Annotated in this window: 20 protein-coding genes; 13 read left to right on the top strand and 7 right to left on the bottom strand. The window is 42.1% G+C overall.

Annotation, left to right across the window (positions count from 1 at the left end):
* Positions 1-6 precede the first annotated feature (6 nt).
* Genes mlaD through murA form a run of 5 tightly spaced genes read left to right on the top strand, consistent with a single transcriptional unit; the run spans position 7 to position 3,057 of the window.
* The gene (gene mlaD, locus NDQ71_RS09765) at positions 7-555 is read left to right on the top strand and encodes an outer membrane lipid asymmetry maintenance protein MlaD (protein ID WP_283710015.1); all 549 of its coding nucleotides are present in this window, start codon (positions 7-9) and stop codon (positions 553-555) included.
* Between the two features lie 6 nt (positions 556-561).
* Positions 562-1,236 carry a phospholipid-binding protein MlaC gene (locus NDQ71_RS09760; protein ID WP_301561529.1) on the top strand — a complete coding sequence of 225 codons (675 nt, stop codon included), beginning with the start codon at positions 562-564 and terminating at the stop codon, positions 1,234-1,236.
* The gene (locus NDQ71_RS09755; RefSeq protein ID WP_301561528.1) at positions 1,229-1,522 is read left to right on the top strand and encodes a lipid asymmetry maintenance protein MlaB; all 294 of its coding nucleotides are present in this window, start codon (positions 1,229-1,231) and stop codon (positions 1,520-1,522) included. The genes NDQ71_RS09760 and NDQ71_RS09755 overlap by 8 nt, the downstream gene beginning before the upstream one ends.
* Before the next feature lie 5 nt (positions 1,523-1,527).
* Positions 1,528-1,785 carry a BolA family protein gene (locus NDQ71_RS09750; RefSeq protein ID WP_149980598.1) on the top strand — a complete coding sequence of 86 codons (258 nt, stop codon included), beginning with the start codon at positions 1,528-1,530 and terminating at the stop codon, positions 1,783-1,785.
* Between the two features lie 12 nt (positions 1,786-1,797).
* Positions 1,798-3,057, top strand: a complete 1,260-nt coding sequence (gene murA, locus NDQ71_RS09745) for a UDP-N-acetylglucosamine 1-carboxyvinyltransferase (protein WP_192542403.1) — start codon at positions 1,798-1,800, stop codon at positions 3,055-3,057.
* Between the two features lie 53 nt (positions 3,058-3,110).
* On the opposite strand, the gene NDQ71_RS09740 is transcribed toward murA, so the two are convergent.
* The 3 genes from NDQ71_RS09740 to NDQ71_RS09730 form a co-directional block, all read right to left on the bottom strand.
* The gene (locus NDQ71_RS09740) at positions 3,111-4,208 is read right to left on the bottom strand and encodes a trypsin-like peptidase domain-containing protein (RefSeq protein ID WP_301561527.1); all 1,098 of its coding nucleotides are present in this window, start codon (positions 4,206-4,208) and stop codon (positions 3,111-3,113) included.
* 100 nt (positions 4,209-4,308) lie between these two features.
* Positions 4,309-5,661, bottom strand: a complete 1,353-nt coding sequence (locus NDQ71_RS09735; RefSeq protein WP_301561526.1) for a Do family serine endopeptidase — start codon at positions 5,659-5,661, stop codon at positions 4,309-4,311.
* Positions 5,662-5,839: 178 nt separating this feature from the next.
* Entirely contained in the window at positions 5,840-6,283 is a 444-nt protein-coding gene (locus NDQ71_RS09730) for a YhcB family protein (protein ID WP_192542404.1), read from the bottom strand.
* A 153-nt stretch (positions 6,284-6,436) separates the two neighbouring features.
* Here NDQ71_RS09730 and zapE point away from each other — a divergent pair, with 153 nt between their 5' ends.
* The 8 genes from zapE to NDQ71_RS09690 all read left to right on the top strand — a co-directional run bounded on the left by zapE (position 6,437) and on the right by NDQ71_RS09690 (position 13,057).
* Positions 6,437-7,525 carry a cell division protein ZapE gene (gene zapE, locus NDQ71_RS09725; RefSeq protein ID WP_192542405.1) on the top strand — a complete coding sequence of 363 codons (1,089 nt, stop codon included), beginning with the start codon at positions 6,437-6,439 and terminating at the stop codon, positions 7,523-7,525.
* A 303-nt stretch (positions 7,526-7,828) separates the two neighbouring features.
* Positions 7,829-8,257 (top strand): 50S ribosomal protein L13, encoded by a 429-nt coding sequence (rplM, locus tag NDQ71_RS09720; protein WP_064667837.1) that lies wholly within the window; start codon positions 7,829-7,831, stop codon positions 8,255-8,257.
* An 11-nt stretch (positions 8,258-8,268) separates the two neighbouring features.
* Complete coding sequence (gene rpsI / locus NDQ71_RS09715) at positions 8,269-8,658, top strand: 30S ribosomal protein S9 (RefSeq protein ID WP_016710054.1); 390 nt, start codon at positions 8,269-8,271, stop codon at positions 8,656-8,658.
* 657 nt (positions 8,659-9,315) lie between these two features.
* Positions 9,316-9,906: a ubiquinol-cytochrome c reductase iron-sulfur subunit gene (gene petA / locus NDQ71_RS09710; RefSeq protein WP_064667838.1), complete on the top strand. Its 591-nt coding sequence runs from the start codon at positions 9,316-9,318 to the stop codon at positions 9,904-9,906.
* Entirely contained in the window at positions 9,906-11,171 is a 1,266-nt protein-coding gene (locus NDQ71_RS09705) for a cytochrome b N-terminal domain-containing protein (protein ID WP_064667839.1), read from the top strand. The genes petA and NDQ71_RS09705 overlap by 1 nt, the downstream gene beginning before the upstream one ends.
* Entirely contained in the window at positions 11,168-11,911 is a 744-nt protein-coding gene (locus NDQ71_RS09700; protein WP_192543185.1) for a cytochrome c1, read from the top strand. Before NDQ71_RS09705 ends, NDQ71_RS09700 begins: the two co-directional genes overlap by 4 nt.
* Before the next feature lie 79 nt (positions 11,912-11,990).
* Positions 11,991-12,617 (top strand): stringent starvation protein SspA, encoded by a 627-nt coding sequence (gene sspA, locus NDQ71_RS09695; protein ID WP_064667929.1) that lies wholly within the window; start codon positions 11,991-11,993, stop codon positions 12,615-12,617.
* Positions 12,617-13,057 carry a ClpXP protease specificity-enhancing factor gene (locus tag NDQ71_RS09690; RefSeq protein WP_064667841.1) on the top strand — a complete coding sequence of 147 codons (441 nt, stop codon included), beginning with the start codon at positions 12,617-12,619 and terminating at the stop codon, positions 13,055-13,057. Before sspA ends, NDQ71_RS09690 begins: the two co-directional genes overlap by 1 nt.
* Positions 13,058-13,422: 365 nt before the next feature.
* Here NDQ71_RS09690 and dolP read toward each other — a convergent pair whose 3' ends face one another.
* The 4 genes from dolP to NDQ71_RS09670 are packed head-to-tail and all read right to left on the bottom strand — an operon-like array spanning position 13,423 to position 16,860.
* Positions 13,423-13,989 (bottom strand): division/outer membrane stress-associated lipid-binding lipoprotein, encoded by a 567-nt coding sequence (gene dolP, locus NDQ71_RS09685; protein ID WP_064667842.1) that lies wholly within the window; start codon positions 13,987-13,989, stop codon positions 13,423-13,425.
* On the bottom strand, positions 13,989-14,576 hold the full coding sequence (locus NDQ71_RS09680; RefSeq protein WP_064667843.1) for an SIS domain-containing protein: 588 nt from the start codon (positions 14,574-14,576) through the stop codon (positions 13,989-13,991). The genes dolP and NDQ71_RS09680 overlap by 1 nt, the downstream gene beginning before the upstream one ends.
* A 1-nt stretch (position 14,577) precedes the next feature.
* Positions 14,578-14,949, bottom strand: a complete 372-nt coding sequence (locus tag NDQ71_RS09675; protein ID WP_192541155.1) for a YraN family protein — start codon at positions 14,947-14,949, stop codon at positions 14,578-14,580.
* 33 nt (positions 14,950-14,982) lie between these two features.
* Positions 14,983-16,860: a penicillin-binding protein activator gene (locus NDQ71_RS09670; protein WP_192541154.1), complete on the bottom strand. Its 1,878-nt coding sequence runs from the start codon at positions 16,858-16,860 to the stop codon at positions 14,983-14,985.
* Positions 16,861-16,921: the final 61 nt, after the last annotated feature.

The following is a 16,921-nucleotide window of genomic DNA, read 5'->3' as shown; positions in this document are numbered from 1 at the left end:
TAAAAAATGAATTCACGGAAATTAGAAATTTTAGTTGGTTTTTTTGTTGCGTTAGGCATCGCGGCATTTGCAATGTTGGCGTTAAAAGTAGCTAACGCAGGGATCAGCGGCAATGGTGAAACCTATTTATTAAAAGCTAAGTTTGAAAACATTGGCTCGTTAAAAGCACGCGCACCAATCAAGGTTGGTGGCGTTGTGGTTGGTCGAGTTGAGTCGATTTCAATTCATCCACAAGAATTTGTGCCCGTGGTTGATATGACCATTGATGCGCAATATCAATGTCGTTTTTCAGATACCAGCTCAGTGTCAATCTTGACCTCAGGTATTTTAGGTGAACAGTATCTAGGTATTAACCCTGTTATCGCCCCAAAATCAGCTGAGCAAGCTTGTTTCGGCGTAGCGGTAACCAGTGATGATAAAGATTTAGGCCTAGATGAGTTATTCGGTGTTGAAAGTAAAGCCTTAAATGATGGCGACTATATCACCGACACTAAATCAGCATTGGTGCTTGAAGAATTAATCGGGCAGTTTTTATTCAATCAAGGCGGCGAGTAACTAATTATGTTTAAACAATTTTTAATGGTAGTGGCGCTTACTTTCAGCGCAATCAGTGTAGCTAATGAGCCGGTCGATTTAACCGACCCATATAAAATGGTACGCCAAGTTTCAGATAATACGTTTCAACGTATAACCCGTGATCAGCCTTTAATTGAAAAAGATAAAGAGCACTTACGCGTGATCGTAAAAGAAGAATTGATGCCGTATATTGATTATAAATATGCAGCACTGCGGGTGTTAGGCAGCCATGTTTCAAAAGTACGCTCAATTAAAGATCCGGCCGAGCAAAAACAAGCTGTTGAAGACATTAAACGCTTTATTGATGTGTTTCAAGAATACCTAATCGCAACCTATGCGGGGGTGTTTACGCAATACACCAACCAAAAAGTAGAGTTTGGGCCAAGTAAAGAGTTTGCTGGACAAGATTTAGTGTTAGTAAAAACGAAAATTATTGAGCCGGGCAAGCCAGAAATTAAAATTGATTTTAAAGTACGCGCAGACCGCAGTGGCGAATGGCGTGCTTATGACATGGTAGCTGAAGGCATTAGCTTATTGGATGCCAAGCAAAGTGAATTTCAAGGCATTTTGCGCCAGCAAGGTATTAACTATGTAAGTGACCTACTTGAACAGAAAAGTAAGTTGCCAGTGCAATTTAGAGGTGACGGCGGTAATGAGTAAAGTAACAGTTACTCAGCTTGACGAGCAGCACTATCGAGTCAGTGGTGAATTGACTCGAAATTCAATTTCCGCTGAACGACTTCTGAATAAAAAACCACAAAGTGACCATAAAACTTGGTATTTTGACCTTTCTGAGGTGTCTAGGGTTGACACGGCGGGCTTAGCTTGGTTAATTCACTCTTTCGCAGAATTAAAGCAGCAAGGTATTCACCTTGAGTTGCAAAATATTCCTGAGCAATTGCAAAAATTAATGCAATTGGGACAGGTTACCAACCTATTTGAGTGAGAGTTATGGAAACAAGCCAGGTCGAAACCTTATTACGCGACGAGCTACAATTAGCTGAAGTACATGTAAAAGCCAACGGTAGTCATTATGAAGTTATCGCAGTCGGCGATTGTTTTGATGGTTTAAGCCGAGTGAAGAAACAACAGCTGGTATATGGGCCGTTGATGAACACTATTTCTGACGGCACCATCCACGCAGTTTCGATCCGTGCATTTACACCTACTGAGTGGAAGCGCGAGCAAAAATTTATTTTACCTCAATAAAAAGGTTTCCTCATGGATCAATTTGTAATTCAGGGTGGAACCGGACTTGCCGGTGAAGTCACAATTTCAGGCGCTAAAAATGCTGCATTACCGATTTTATTTGCTTCATTATTAGCTGACGGTAAAAGTACTTTTAACAACGTGCCTCGTTTACGTGATATTGGCACCACAGAAGCACTGTTAAAAACCCTAGGTGCAGAAATCCAATGGCATGGTGACCAGCTTGTTATCGATGGTAGCAAAGTGGATAAAACCCTTGCCCCTTATGAGCTTGTTAAGCAAATGCGTGCATCGGTATTAGCCTTAGGGCCATTAGTTGCACGTTTTGGCCAAGCGCAAGTATCGCTGCCTGGCGGCTGTGCAATTGGCGCACGGCCTGTTGATATTCACATTCAAGGTTTAGAGCGCATGGGCGCGGTTATAAGCGTTGAAAATGGGTATATCAATGCCAAAGTTGACGGGCGTTTAAAAGGCGCTGAAATATATATGGAAATGGTCAGCGTAGGTGCGACCGAAAATTTATTGATGGCCGCAACCTTGGCTGACGGCAAAACCGTATTAGAAAATGCCGCTCGTGAACCCGAAATTATTGATTTAGCCGTGTGTTTAACCGCGATGGGGGCAAAAATTACTGGTGCCGGTAGCAGTCGTATTGAAATTGAAGGTGTTGAAAAACTACACGGTTGTGAGCACCGCATTTTACCTGATCGTATTGAAACCGGTACTTTCTTAGTCGCAGCCGCGATGGCTGGCGGTGAAGTGCTATGTAAACTTACTGATTTTCACAGCCTTGAGCCAGTCATTGAAAAGCTACGTGCAAGTAATGCCTTGATTGAAATACATGATGACAGTATTTACCTTGATATGCGTGGCCGTGAGCTTAAAGCTGTTAATATCAAAACTATGCCACACCCAGGTTTCCCTACCGATATGCAAGCCCAGTTTACCGCGTTAAATGTGGTGGCTAATGGCAGTGCGACAATCACAGAAACGATTTTTGAAAATCGCTTTATGCATGTGCCTGAGTTACAGCGTATGGGTGCTAATATTCGTTTAGAAGGCAATACCGCTATCTGTGGTGACACTAAAAGCCTAACTGGTGCGCAAGTGATGGCAACAGACTTACGTGCTTCAGCTAGCTTAATTTTAACTGGGATTGTGGCACAAGGTGAGACGGTTGTTGATCGTATTTACCATGTTGACCGTGGTTATCAACGTATTGAAGATAAACTCAGTGCATTGGGTGCAAATATCAAACGTCGAAGTAGTTAATAGCCTAGAACCTAGGTCCTAGCTTCTAGGTCCTAGCTTCTAGGCCCTAGGTTTTAAAGTTTAGTCTCAAGTTCTGCCACTTTAACCATTACTTTTAATACTTCTCCACTGCGATACAGTTCAAACTCAATTTCATGGCCTGGCTCAGAATTACCTATAATATTTAAGGTTTTTTGTGGGTTAGTGACATTTTCTCCAGCAATTTTTACGACAATATCTTGCTCTTTAATACCTGCCTGCCATGCAGGACCTAACGGATCAAGATTGGTAATGCGCAGACCTGCCACTGGCGTATAGTTATCGCTGACTTCTTTCCCTGTGCTATCAACAGCTGTACCTGTGAAACCTAAATAGCCACGTACAACGCGACCATGACGGATCAGTTTATCCATCACCTCTTTGGCTAACGAAAAAGGCACAGCAAAGAAGATACCTTGAATATCTAAGTTCTCGCGGGTTTTAAATTGTGCAGAAGTGATACCAACAAGATCGCCGTTAGAGTTCACCAGCGCACCTCCAGAGTTGCCCACGTTTATCGCTGCATCCATTTGTAATAGGCTGTTATAGGGGCTGTCGGTAATTTTTTGTTTACCAGTCGCACTGATGATCCCTTGGGTGATTGTTTGCCCTAAGTTGAGTGGGTTACCAATAGCAAGTACGACATCACCCACACGTGGTATAAAGCGCTCACTGATTGGAATAACTGGTAAATGTTCCACATTGATTTTTAATAATGCTAAGTCGGTGATGGTATCAAAACCAATCAACTGTACATCAAAATAACGGCGACCATCGGTGAGCAGCACCATAATTTGATCGGCATTATTGATCACGTGATAGTTGGTTAGAATATAACCATCACTCGACATGATCACGCCGGAGCCAAGTTCTTGCACGGTATTTTGTCGTTTATAGCGCGGTTCTTTTGAAATACTCTCTGAAATAATGGTTACCACCGATGGCGCTGCGCGTTCTACAGCATCGGCAAAACTCAGGTGGTCAATACTCAGGTGGTCAATACTCATAGCGCTAGGTAAAGGCACATTGGGTAATAAGGTTGCACGCATATTAGGGCTAAAAAAAACCACCAAAAAAGCGATGCCGAGTCCCGCAAACAGCGGAGGAAGGACAAACTTAAAGAATTTCAGCACAATTTTCTTATTCTTAGTGAGCAATCTTGTAATGATGGCATAAAAAAAATAGCAGCGGCAAGTGCCACTGCTATTATTTATTGATTTAATCGCTTTGTTGTTACTGAATTAATACAAATACCGATTCTCGGCCACGTTGTACCCCAAGTACAATGTTACCTTTGGTATTTTCAATGATCTTATTCATATCATTAATTGTTTCAACGCGCTGACGATTCACTTGCATGATAATGTCACCTTCTTCAAGGCCAACCCGTGCAGCTGGAGAACGTGGATCTACAGAGGTAAGTTCAACCCCTTTATTACCATTCTTCTGGGTGTTTTCAAGGGTGGCGCCTTGGAATGCTGGGTGGAGTTCATCGCCTGAGGCAGTTAACCCTGATGCACCATCAAGGGTAACTTTGACGGTTTTAATTTTACCATCGCGATAAATACCTAGCTTAACTTTTCGGCCCTCACCGAGCGTGGCGATTTTACTGCGCAGCTCATGGAACCCACTGATCTCACTGCCATCTATACTTGTGATCACATCGCCTGCTTTAATACCGGCTTTGCTAGCTGCGGAATCATCCATAACTTGCATTACGTAAGCGCCTTGCTTGACATCAAGTTTCTGCGCTTTAGCAAGACCTGCATCAAGAGGGCGCCCCGAGATACCCAGTGAGCCACGACGCACTTCACCATGTTCAATAATTTGATCAACGAGATTTTTCATCATGTTTGAAGGAATGGCAAACCCTATCCCAACATTACCACCAGAGGCGCCTAAAATTGCGGTGTTAATGCCAATTAGCTCACCGTTTAAATTAACTAACGCACCGCCTGAGTTGCCTTGGTTTATTGCTGCATCGGTTTGAATAAAGTCTTCATAACCTTCAATATTTAAACCACTACGACCCAAGGCACTAACAATACCTGAGGTTACGGTGTGGCTTAAACCAAATGGATTACCAATGGCAACAGCAAAATCACCTACGCGCAATTGATCTGAATTAGCTAGCTTGACTGCGACAAGATCGTCGGCCTCAATCTGTAGTAACGCGATATCTGACTCTTTATCGCTACCAATTTTTGTTGCTTCGTACTCGCGGCCGTCTTCAAGGGTTACCAGCATTTTCTCTGCGTCTTGAACTACGTGATTATTGGTAACCACGTAACCTTCTTCTGCATCGATAATAACGCCTGATCCTAAGCCGCTAAATTCACGCTTTTGACTGCGTGGTTGCGGGTTACCGAAAAAGAAGTCAAGCGGATCGGCGCGACGGCGTACTTCTTTTGAGCCGGAGACTTGAATGCTAACAACGCCCGGTGTTATTTGTTCTAGCATTGGCGCTAACGTTGGCAATTGTTGACCATTCACAGCGATAGGCATTTTTGCCATTGATACAGCTGGGGCTAATAATAAGCTGGTAGATAACATTGCTGCACTGATTAACGATAATTTCATTTTCATAGTCAGGGTTTACTCCACATCACAGGAAAAAGCACAAACAAAAAAGGCTGCAAATGCAGCCTTTCTTCATTAATCTCGTTCTAACCACATTATAATAGCTAGCTATTGCAAGGGGTTTAGAACTGTATATAAAACATAAGCTGCTCTATTACAGACTATGGGGTCAAAAAAAAGTTCATCAAGAAACTTTAGAATGTTCTGAAACTTTATCTTCGCCAGCAAATAATCCTGAAGTACCTGACACGTAATCTGCAGGTTGCGCATGTGCTGACGAACGGTCACTTTGGCGCTCTTTTAAAGAGCGTTGTAATTGCTCGGTTGTTTCTTTTGAGAAGAATGGTTCGGCAGGATGCTGTTTTTTATCAGTTAACAATAATTTATTGGTTTCATCAACATGGTTTAATAGTTGATCATAGTTGTCTTTCATTTTGCTAACTAATTTACTTGTACTTGCTAAGTGATCAGCTACGTCTTGGCGATATTGCTCCAAGGCATTTTTAGCTTGTTCAGCTTGTTGTTCTAACTCATCCTGCTTAAATTGTTTTTTGGTTACAAATGCGCCAAGGAAAAATGCAGCCACTGCCACAATAACAATAATACCGATCCAAGTAACTGTGCCCATAAATTCTACCCCTTTGGGAATTAATACGTAAAAAATAAAAATAACGCCTTGATTGCGTATTCAAGAATAAATCCTGTTGTTGCTAATATACCCCGAGTTACGATGCGTGTTAACATATTGCGTAAATTAAACCGTGTTTTATTGTAACTATCTATGACTCCTTGGCAAAAATATCAACAAGATTTACAGCGCGATGACTTTGTTTACGATGCTGCGCAAGAAAACGCAGTGCGTCACCTACAAAGGCTATATGATGACTTAACGGCTGCTAAGCCTGCAGCTAAGGGTTGGTTTTCTAAACTCTTTAATAAAGATAGCACGCCACCTATAAAAGGGTTGTATTTTTGGGGAGGTGTAGGGCGCGGTAAAACCTATTTGGTTGATACTTTTTATGAAGCGTTGCCAGGCAAGCGCAAGATGCGCGTGCACTTTCATCGGTTTATGCATCGTGTTCATGATGAATTAAAAAAATTAAATAACACGGCTAACCCATTAGAAGTGGTGGCGGATATTCTAAAAGCTGAAACTGACATTATCTGTTTTGATGAGTTTTTTGTGCAAGATATTACCGATGCCATGTTGCTCGGTGGTTTAATGGAAGCCTTGTTCGCCCGTGGTATTGTGTTAGTGGCAACCTCTAACATAGTGCCTGATGAGTTATATCGCAATGGCTTACAGCGCGCGCGTTTTTTACCAGCAATTGCTTTGGTTAACGCCAATACTGAAATCGTCAATGTCGATTCTGGCATTGATTACCGTCTGCGTACTTTGGAACAAGCAGAAATTTTCCACAGTCCTTTAGATGCTCAGGCTGATAAAAACTTATTTGAGTATTTTGATAAATTATCGCCGGAGCCGGGCGTTCTTGATCAAGCAATTGAAATTGAAGGGCGGATGATCAAAACACGTAAAGTATCAGATTGTATCGTGATGTTTGATTTTCCTGAGCTATGTGAAACCGCTCGAAGCCAAGTCGACTATATGGAAATAAGCCGCTTATATAACACCGTGATCTTATCGAACGTAAAGCAACTAGGGCAAAATAATGATGATGCCGCGCGTCGCTTTATAGCTTTAGTGGATGAGTTTTACGAACGCCATGTAACATTAATTATCTCGGCGGAACAACCGATCACTGAACTCTATACCCAAGGCAATCTTAATTTTGAGTTCAAACGTTGCATTAGCCGTTTACAAGAGATGCAGTCGCTAGAGTATTTAGCAAGAGAGCATTTGGCGTAACTTGAGCCGTCAGCCGTCAGCCGTCAGCCGTCAGGTAAAGATAAGATTTTCTTGACTCTGAAGCTGATAGCTGATAGCTGATAGAACAAATTTCTTGCGGAAAAAACAACCGTCGAGTAGCAATGTGATAAAAGTGCTGGTATACTCCCGCGTCTGCCACGTTGCGTTCTATTGCCTTCATCAGATTAGCCTCTTTTGAATGGCGCTAAAGTCTTAAACTCGAAGGGGTTGGAGCAAACATTTAGAGCGGTAATTAATAATAATTACCTGTGGTTTTAATTGAAAAACATTGGATTTTTATAAATGAAAACGTTTGTTGCTAAACCAGAAACAGTAAAACGTGACTGGTACGTAGTTGACGCTGAAGGTAAAACTTTAGGTCGCATCGCTACTGAAATCGCTCATCGCCTACGCGGTAAGCACAAAGCTGAATATACTCCACACGTAGATACTGGTGATTACATCATCGTTATCAACGCGGAGAAAGTTACTGTAACTGGTAACAAATTCAAAGATAAAGTGTACTATGCACACTCTGGTTTCCCAGGTGGTCTTAAGTCTGTTACTTTTGATAAACTTCAAGCTGCAAAGCCTGAAATGATCATCGAGAAAGCTGTTAAGGGCATGTTGCCACGTGGTCCTTTAGGCCGCGCTATGTACCGTAAACTTAAAGTTTACGCGGGTACTGAGCACAACCATGCTGCACAACAGCCTCAGGTTCTAGACATTTAAGGAGCACTAACATGGCAAATCAATACTACGGTACAGGTCGTCGTAAAAGTTCAAGTGCTCGCGTATTCTTACGCCCAGGCACTGGTAACATCGTAATCAACAATCGCTCTTTAGAAGAGTATTTTGGTCGCGAAACAGCACGCATGGTTGTTCGTCAAGCTCTTGGGCTTGTAGATATGACTGAAAAGTTTGATCTTTACATCACCGTTGCTGGTGGTGGTACTACTGGTCAAGCTGGTGCAATCCGTCACGGTATCACTCGTGCACTTATGGAGTTTGACGAGTCACTACGTCCACAACTTCGTAAAGCAGGTTTCGTTACTCGTGATGCACGTAAAGTTGAACGTAAGAAAGTGGGTCTTAAGAAAGCGCGTAAGCGTCCACAGTTCTCAAAACGTTAATATTTACGTTATCAAGAATTTCAAAAACCCAGCTTCTGCTGGGTTTTTTGTTTATACGCAGTTGTAAGCTTTAAGTCTTTAGTCGTCAGGTAAAGATAAGATCTTCTCGACTCTTAAGTTGATAGGGGCAAAGTTTTGATAGCTGATAGCTGATAGCTGATAGCTGATAGCTGATAGCTGATAGCTGATAGCTGATAGCTGATAGCTGATAGCTGATAGCTGCACAATTTTTTGTTGGATTATTAACCTGCGACTGTCTTTCCTGCGTATAACCTTAAAAAAAGTTCAATAATTATCGTAATAAGTGTAAATCCGTCAGTTAATTGGTGAATTTTTTTGCTACAATTGTCTGGCAAGTAATGTGAGTGAGTTCAACAGCACCATGTGCAGTTTATCTGTTTCCTCTTAGTGAGGTTGATCTTGGTCAGTATATTGTTTTTTTAAAGTCGTTATCATAGCAAACGGCTTCATACTCGAGCCGACCCTATTAATAATTTAATTAAATCGGGTTTATTCGAGCATGGAACTGTGAATAACCTTGTTTTAATCAAGGGTTTTAATTATGATCGCGTCTATTTTAAAATTTCTAAAAATTAACCTGCTGTAACTGATGTTCTCAATATAGCAAGTGTTGGGAATCATAGTGGAGATAAGTGGATGAGCAATGCGCCTGTAGACAATGGCCGACGTCGCTTTTTAACCATAGCTACCTCTGTTGTAGGTGGTGTTGGTGCGGCTGGGGCTGCTGTTCCTTTTATTGCGTCTTGGAATCCAAGTGAGCGAGCTAAATCTGCGGGTGCGCCTGTAGAAGTAGATATCAGCAAACTTGAGTCAGGACAATTAATACGTGTCGAGTGGCGTGGTAAACCTGTATGGGTTGTATCACGTACCCCAAAAATGCTTGAGCAGATGAAAGCACATGAAGGTCAACTTCGTGATCCTGCATCTGAAGAGCCTCAACAACCTGAATCAGCTGTAAACGAATACCGTTCAAAACGTCCGGAAATTTTCGTTGCGGTTGGTATTTGCACACACTTAGGTTGTTCACCTGGCTTTTTTGAAGGCAACTTTAGTGAAAAAGTAGAAGGGACCGACGACGGTTTCTACTGCCCATGTCACGGTTCTAAATTTGATATGGCTGGTCGCGTATTCCAAGCGGTTCCGGCGCCATTGAACTTAGAAATACCGCCTTACACCTTTATCGATGACACCACTATTTTAGTGGGCGAAGAAGAAGGGGCTGCCTAATGTTTGGTAAGATTATTGGTTGGATCGACGACCGTATCCCAATGACACGTGTTTGGAACATGCATATTGCACAGTATCCAGCACCAAAAAACTTTAACTTCTGGTACTTCTTTGGCTCATTAGCCATGTTAGTGCTAGTAAACCAAATCCTAACAGGTATTTGGTTAACGATGAACTTTGTGCCTTCTGCTGAAGGTGCATTTGCATCTGTTGAATACATCATGCGTGATGTTGAATACGGCTGGTTGTTACGTTATTTGCACTCAACGGGTGCATCAGCGTTTTTCATCGTTGTATACCTGCATATGTTCCGTGGCATGATCTACGGTTCTTACCAAAAACCACGTGAATTACTGTGGTTGTTTGGTATGTTTATCTTCCTAGCGCTAATGGCTGAAGCTTTCATGGGGTATTTATTACCATGGGGTCAAATGTCATTCTGGGGTGCACAGGTAATCATTTCATTATTCGGTGCGATACCGGTAATTGGTGATGACTTAACACTTTGGATCCGTGGTGATTATGTAATTTCAGGTGCAACGCTTAACCGCTTCTTTGCATTACACGTTATTGCCTTACCATTGGTTATTGTTATTCTTGTATTCTTACACATTGTGGCACTTCACGAAGTGGGTTCAAATAACCCTGATGGTGTTGAAATCAAGCGTAAGAAAGGCTCTGTAGCTGAAGAAGATAAGCCTAAATTTAAATTCCATGAGTATTACACTGACAAAAAAGACATTGTTGATGCGATACCGTTCCACCCATATTACACCGTAAAAGATATTATGGGCGTGGTTGGTTTCTTAATCTTATTCTGTTGGGTTGTGTTCTTTATGCCTGCGATGGGTGGGTTCTTCTTAGAAGCGCCTAACTTTGAGCCAGCAAACCCACTTAAGACTCCTGAGCATATTTTCCCAGTTTGGTACTTTACGCCATTCTATGCCATCTTACGTGCAATCCCTGATAAGTTAATCGGTGTTGCAGCAATGGGTGCATCAATTGTCGTACTTGCACTATTACCTTGGATTGACCGTGGCACGGTGAAATCGGTTCGTTACCGTTGTGGCTTCCATAAATGGAACATCGCAGGTTTTGTCGTTACTTTCGTTTTACTTGGTTGGGTGGGTGCAACTCCACAAACTGATTTGAAAACGATTATTTCGCAAATCTGTACTGTGACTTACTTTATGTTCTTCGTACTGTTATTTGTATACAGTAAGAATGAAAAAACTAAGCCATTGCCAGAGAGGTTAACGAAATGATGAAAAAGCTAATTATCGGTTTATTTGCTTTATCAATAAACGTATTGCCGGCAATGGCTGCGGGTCCTTCGGTTCCATTAATGGAAGCGGGTAATGACCTAACTGATCAGCCATCATTGCAACGTGGTGCAAAGTTGTTCATGAACTACTGTCTTGGTTGTCACCAAATGCAGTATCAACGTTATGAACGTACTTTCCGTGATATCGGTATTCCTACAGATGTAGGTCTTGAACAGTTAATTTTTGACGGTTCAAAAGTCGGTAGTCACATCACTAATTCTATTGAAAAAGATGATGCTGCAAAATGGTTTGGTGCGGCTGTGCCGGATCTAACAAATGTTGCGCGTGTGCGTGGCAGTGATTGGATTTACACCTATTTAAAATCGTTTTATAAAGATGAATCTCGTCCGTTCGGTGTGAATAATACAATATTTCCATCGGTAGGTATGCCGCATGTTCTGCAAGAACTGCAAGGTTTACCTACGCCTATTACTGAAGAAGTGGAAGAACATGGTCACACTGTGACTAAAGTTGTTGGCACTAAAACAGATGGTACCGGTGAATTAAGTGTAGATGAATATGACCAAGCAGTTCGTGATTTAACGAACTTCCTAGAGTACGTAGGTGAACCTACGCGTCTTGAATCGGAAGCGCTGGGTCTTAAGGTAATCGGATTTTTAATTATTCTGTTTATCTTGGCATTTATGCTGAAGAAAGAATACTGGAGAGATGTTCATTAATTTTGAACATATTTAAAGGTAATTTTGCAATAGGGGCTTAAGCCCCTTTTGCTGTTTTTGTTATTTAATGGAGGTAGGCATGGCCGTAGCTGCCAATAAGCGCCCTGTAATGACCCTTTTTTCTGGTGCTAACTGTATGTATAGCCACCAAGTACGTATTGTACTTGCTGAAAAAGGCGTAAGTGTAGATATTCATCTGGCTGAAAAGGACAACCTGCCAGAAGCACTTCATGAAATTAACCCTTACGGAACAGTGCCAACACTGATCGACCGTGAGCTTGGTTTATATCAGGCAAACATCATCATGGAATACCTTGATGAACGTTTTCCTCATCCTCCACTAATGCCAGTTTATCCGGTAATGCGTGGCCGTAGCCGTTTAATGATGCATCGTATCGATACGGATTGGTACAGCCTTGCTGCAAAAATTTACGCAAATGGTGCAGAGTCTGCACAAGCGCGTAAAGAACTAACAGAAGCTTTACTAGCTGTTTCAGCAATCTTCACTGAAGCGCCATACTTTATGAGCGAAGAATTCAGTTTAGTTGATTGTTACTTAGCACCATTGTTATGGCGTTTACCAGAGCTTGGTATTGAGCTGACAGGTGCAGGTTCTAAAGAGATGAAAGAATATATGATCCGTTTATTTGAGCGTGAATCATTCCAAGCTTCTCTTACTGAAACTGAGCGCGAGATCCGTTTGTAATGACGCCTAATCGTCCTTATTTACTTCGTGCTTTCTTTGATTGGATTGTTGATAACCAGTGCACGCCGCATTTAGTGGTGAACGCTGACTTTCCTGCCGTGCAAATACCAACGCAGTTTGTTCAAGATGGACAAATCGTATTAAATATTAGCCCGTCAGCTGTCACACAATTCTCAATGGATAATCAGCAACTAAGCTTTAGTGCTCGCTTTGGTGGTCAGCCAATGCAAGTATACGTACCAATTGGTGCCGTGCTTGCTATTTATGCCCGCGAAAACGGTGAAGGCACTGTGTTTACCGCAGATGAGTTTTTAGAGGACGAAGACGAGTTTGCAGCTGAGTTAGAAAGTGTTGATATCGCAGATGAATTATTACCTGACGAACCAGCACCAACTAAGCCTGAAAAGAAAAAAGGCTCTCACTTACGTGTTATTAAGTAATATGTAATTGTTTGATAAAAACCGCTGATCAAGCGGTTTTTTTATGTCTGTATAAAAGCAGATTGAAGGTTAAAGGCGCTAGGTAAACTAAGGGCTACGGGGTTGGCATGGGGGTTTGGATTTATTGTAGGCGCGGCTTTATGCCGCGCAGGTTTATACCATTCATGGCTAAAGCCATTTCCTACGTCGGGGGGGGAATTGGCTTAAAGACTAAGAGCTGCACGAGGTAAACTCCCGCCCACAGGTATAGAAAACCTTGCGATATCAACTGTAAGGCTTTTAATTCCTAGAACCTAGAACCTAGAACCTAGAACCTAGAACCTAGAACCTAGAACCTAGAACCTAGAACCTAGAACTTGATACCTCTACAAATACTCAAAGACCTTAATAACACGTTCTACGCCAGAGACATTACGGGCAACGTCTACTGCTGTATTTGACTCGGCATCAGACACTAAGCCCATTAAAAATACTTCGCCGTTTTCAGTAACTACTTTAATATTGTTGCTGCTGATATTGTCAGTGGTGAGTAATTGCGTTTTTACTTTAGAGGTTAACCAAGAATCATGGGTTTGGGTGCTCATACTAATGTTAGAGCCTATGCGCAGCTGGTTATGTATTTTACGTATTGCAGGTAGGCCCTCAATGGCACGCTGAGCTTCATCTTTCATTTCTTGATTAGCAACTTGGCCTACTAACAGCACGATGCCGTTAACGCTAACCACGCTGATATTGGCATGATCAGCAAGGCGCGGTACATCGTTGATTGCCACTCCGGCTTTTATTTCGATATTACTATCATCAATTTGTGAACCAAGTGTACGGCGATCGTTCGCAGCAGTAACTGCACCGGCAGTGCCTGCAACCACCGCAGCGGCGCAACCTTGTAATAATAAAACGGTACTGATAACGATGAGTGATTGTTTCAACATTAATTTTCTTCCTGTGGGAATAGGGTTAAGTCGACGAGTTCGCTTAAACAATGCAGATTAACCAAATGAGACTCTATAATGCGACTCGGACGTTTTGATGGCACTCGTATTTCGACATCATTGGCACCCAATAAACCGACCAACTCACCACCATCATCGCCAACGAGTACAATGACTTTCATATCTTTGGTGAGTGCCGCTTCAACTGCACTAATGATGTTTTTTTCATTACCATTGATTGCTAGTACTAACAGTAAGTCGCCTTGTTGAGCAAAGGCACGAATTTGCCGAGCGAAAGTTTCTTGGTCGTCACTTTGATTACTTTGGCCAAGATTAATATGTTCTTGAGAAAGCGCAATTGCAGGTAAGCAAGGACGCTCAGTTTCATAATAGTTGATTAGTACGCCAGCCATGTGTTGAGCGAGCATGTGGCAGCTTGCAGTGCCACAACAAATCAACTTATTACCATTGATCAGGCTTTGCGCTATGGTAAATGCAGCTGCTTCTAAGGCGCTAGGGAGTACTTCACCTGCGGCAATTTGCACTTGAATACTTTCTGTGAAAATTTCTTTAATGGTATCTTGCATATTAAAATACGTTTTTTATCCAATTAAGTTGTTGTGATGCTTCGCCGGTTATAGCGACAAAATCAATTCTTATTGCTTGATCACTCAGTTTTTTAGCTGCTAGATAATGGTAAATAGTACGCTTTAAACGTTCCTGCTTTTGTTTACCTAAAGCATGGAGTGCGCCACCTTTAACATGATTACTGCGAAATTTCACTTCCACAAATACTAACGTGTTGCCATCGCGCATTATTACATCTAGCTCCCCGTAAGGGCAGTTATAGTTACGCTCGATTGGGATTAACCCTTGCGTCACTAGGTACTTTTGAGCTTCAAGCTCGTAATACTGACCTTTCTCTCGGCTATTCTGCCACAGCTGTTTAAACCACGACATGACCACATCCTTGTTTTATATACTTGCTAACAGCTACTCACTGTCTGACACTGTGCTAGCTGATTGCATAAATAGAGGCAATGGTGCAGTTGTTTCTAACTGCACAGCTTGAATTTGTCTGTCTTTGTATTGTGCCCAATTAAGGTGACGATTAACTTGTCCATCACTAGTAATACTTAATTGACCGGTTAAACCATTAAATCGCTTACCCGGGATCATACTCAATTGAGTTATATTACTCAGCATCGCCACCGAGTCATACGCCATGGCAAATAAACGTTGGCTTATATCTGCTTGCTCTGGCCACAGCGAGTTATATTGCTGACGCAAAGTATGATCAGTTATTTGTCCGCTCAGCATCCATGGAAGTTCAGTAAAATATAATCCATCAAGATCGCCCTTATCTGTACTATCAATTTGTTTACTATGACTTTTGGAGCTTGCATAAAGAGGAATGCGATCCGCAAAAGTACTGACATTGACATCTAAATACGGTTTTATCAGCCGTGTTTCAATCGCATCACCAAGAATATAAATAACATCAATATCGCGGCGAGATCGAGTTTCACTCTCTACTTCTTGTTTAAATAATGCTTTAACAGTGGCAATTCGCTCTTTGGATTTATCTACTTCGAGCAAGCTAACAATGGTGGTTGGCATATCTGCTTTATTATTATAGAGCCCGACTTGTGGAGCGGTTTCGCTGTAGCGTTGCCATTGCATGTTGAAAAAATCAACTAAGCGTTGTCCGGCGCTATTGTTTGGCGCTAGTAACATCGGTTTTTGGTAGCCAACAGTTAAAAAATGCTCCAGAGCTTGTTGTACTTCGTGCTCAGGATTAAGCGCAAAAAAATAATGCTGCGCAGATTGACGCTCACCATCAAAAGAATTTAAGTGTAAAACAGGGTAATCAAGCAATGTTTTACTGACTGCAAACTTATCGATACTGCCTTTAAGTAGCGGCCCAACTATAAAACTGGGTTGTATTTCAAGTAGTTTTGCTGAGATCTCCGCAGGGCTGAGCATTTCATCAATAAAAATGGTTTCACCAATTGATGCATTATCTAACGCAGCTAATGCTCCTGCTTTTAAAGCATCACCTAAGCGCTCATTGGCGCCAGATTGCGGCAATAACACCACTAAGCGCTCAATCTTAAGCGGTTCGATCGCCATTAACTCCGCCACTTTCTTCGGTAATACATCAATTGCAGGGTGTCCAGGGTAGCGGCGCTGCCAATTATTAATGGCTTGATCAAGTTCTACCGGCGCACCTAAATACACTTGGTGATAAAGCGCTAAGTTTACCCAGCCTTGCTGCACAACTGAGCCGCGATTAAAGCGCTCCAACGCATAGGAAGATAATTGTTGTAGGTTTTGCCACAGGTCTCTGTTGAGTTGTGGAATCGTTAAATTATTTTTACTGGCAGTTTCAGAGGCACGAAAGAAATAGGTCATGGCCTCTTTAGGCAAGTTTTGTGAGGCATACACACTGGCGGTTAAATATTGATGCCAAGCAAAGTGCTCAGGCTGGCTTAGCTGGTTATCTAAACTGGCTAAAATCTCAAGTGCCGCGTTATTCTTATTTTGTTGTTTTTGTGCAAAAGCGATATACAGCTTATTTTGCACTTGGTCTACGCTTGGAGTTCGCTCCAATTCAGTACATACTAGCTCTAGTAGCGGCCATTGCTGTTCGGTGATAGCGGCATCGCGTGCGCTATAAAGCAGTTGAATTTTATCTGCACCTTGGCGATTTAAAGCTAATTGGTACATCGATTGTGCATCAGCCGTTTGAATTTGTGACGTGCTATTCGCGGAACTGAGATTTTCAGTGGTTTTAGTCGGTTTTTCGGTTGTACTACAGGCCGATAACCCTGACAATATAATAACTAGACTAACAAGTTTAAGTCGCACAATGATTTCCCAATACGTTAAACGCGATTTGCTTATATTACTGACTGACGCAGGAGACCTC

This window comes from Pseudoalteromonas sp. KG3 (genome assembly GCF_030436385.1).
GTDB lineage: Bacteria > Pseudomonadota > Gammaproteobacteria > Enterobacterales > Alteromonadaceae > Pseudoalteromonas > Pseudoalteromonas prydzensis.
Note: the sequence above shows the minus strand (reverse complement) of the source record. Positions and strands in the feature narration are given on the sequence as shown.

Bases quoted from the DNA above. Each gene is read 5' to 3' on its own strand.
- NDQ71_RS09730 (WP_192542404.1), bottom strand. From the start codon at position 6,283: ATGGGCACAGTTACTTGGATCGGTATTATTGTTATTGTGGCAGTGGCT.
- NDQ71_RS09675 (WP_192541155.1), bottom strand. From the start codon at position 14,949: ATGTCGTGGTTTAAACAGCTGTGGCAGAATAGCCGAGAGAAAGGTCAG.
- NDQ71_RS09680 (WP_064667843.1), bottom strand. From the start codon at position 14,576: ATGCAAGATACCATTAAAGAAATTTTCACAGAAAGTATTCAAGTGCAA.
- NDQ71_RS09705 (WP_064667839.1), top strand. From the start codon at position 9,906: ATGTTTGGTAAGATTATTGGTTGGATCGACGACCGTATCCCAATGACA.
- NDQ71_RS09690 (WP_064667841.1), top strand. From the start codon at position 12,617: ATGACGCCTAATCGTCCTTATTTACTTCGTGCTTTCTTTGATTGGATT.
- dolP (WP_064667842.1), bottom strand. From the start codon at position 13,989: ATGTTGAAACAATCACTCATCGTTATCAGTACCGTTTTATTATTACAA.
- rplM (WP_064667837.1), top strand. From the start codon at position 7,829: ATGAAAACGTTTGTTGCTAAACCAGAAACAGTAAAACGTGACTGGTAC.
- sspA (WP_064667929.1), top strand. From the start codon at position 11,991: ATGGCCGTAGCTGCCAATAAGCGCCCTGTAATGACCCTTTTTTCTGGT.
- mlaD (WP_283710015.1), top strand. From the start codon at position 7: ATGAATTCACGGAAATTAGAAATTTTAGTTGGTTTTTTTGTTGCGTTA.
- NDQ71_RS09750 (WP_149980598.1), top strand. From the start codon at position 1,528: ATGGAAACAAGCCAGGTCGAAACCTTATTACGCGACGAGCTACAATTA.
- NDQ71_RS09700 (WP_192543185.1), top strand. From the start codon at position 11,168: ATGATGAAAAAGCTAATTATCGGTTTATTTGCTTTATCAATAAACGTA.
- NDQ71_RS09760 (WP_301561529.1), top strand. From the start codon at position 562: ATGTTTAAACAATTTTTAATGGTAGTGGCGCTTACTTTCAGCGCAATC.
- rpsI (WP_016710054.1), top strand. From the start codon at position 8,269: ATGGCAAATCAATACTACGGTACAGGTCGTCGTAAAAGTTCAAGTGCT.
- murA (WP_192542403.1), top strand. From the start codon at position 1,798: ATGGATCAATTTGTAATTCAGGGTGGAACCGGACTTGCCGGTGAAGTC.
- NDQ71_RS09735 (WP_301561526.1), bottom strand. From the start codon at position 5,661: ATGAAAATGAAATTATCGTTAATCAGTGCAGCAATGTTATCTACCAGC.
- zapE (WP_192542405.1), top strand. From the start codon at position 6,437: ATGACTCCTTGGCAAAAATATCAACAAGATTTACAGCGCGATGACTTT.
- NDQ71_RS09755 (WP_301561528.1), top strand. From the start codon at position 1,229: ATGAGTAAAGTAACAGTTACTCAGCTTGACGAGCAGCACTATCGAGTC.
- petA (WP_064667838.1), top strand. From the start codon at position 9,316: ATGAGCAATGCGCCTGTAGACAATGGCCGACGTCGCTTTTTAACCATA.